Genomic DNA, 267 nt, shown 5'->3' with positions numbered 1-267 from the left:
CAGTTTCAATTTGGGAGAACGGGATGTTGTATTTCACCTCTTTCATCGGGGAAGCCCTCAGGTCAGTGAACCGTTGTTGCTGTCTGTCAACTCTATTATGACTTCTTCGTTCTCCCTCGCTCGCCGCACCATCTTCACGATACACAATCACGGTGAAACTGTCGCTGGAAACTTCAACGCTTTCGTCATACCCGCTCACCTCGCCGCTGAAGATGTAAACGTAATCGCCGTCGACTGGAGTCCTGGATCGAAATTATACACCGAGGG

1 protein-coding gene is annotated in these 267 nt (G+C 50.2%); it reads right to left on the bottom strand.

Annotation, left to right across the window (positions count from 1 at the left end):
* Window positions 1–199 (bottom strand): hypothetical protein (locus F0L74_RS34795; protein WP_213087191.1); only part of this gene is annotated, 199 nt, incomplete at its 3' end.
* Window positions 200–267 lie beyond the last annotated feature (68 nt).

The organism is Chitinophaga agrisoli, assembly GCF_008386695.1.
Classification (GTDB): domain Bacteria; phylum Bacteroidota; class Bacteroidia; order Chitinophagales; family Chitinophagaceae; genus Chitinophaga; species Chitinophaga agrisoli.
The sequence above is the reverse complement of the archived record's forward strand: the minus strand, read 5'-3'. Positions and strand labels throughout refer to the sequence as shown.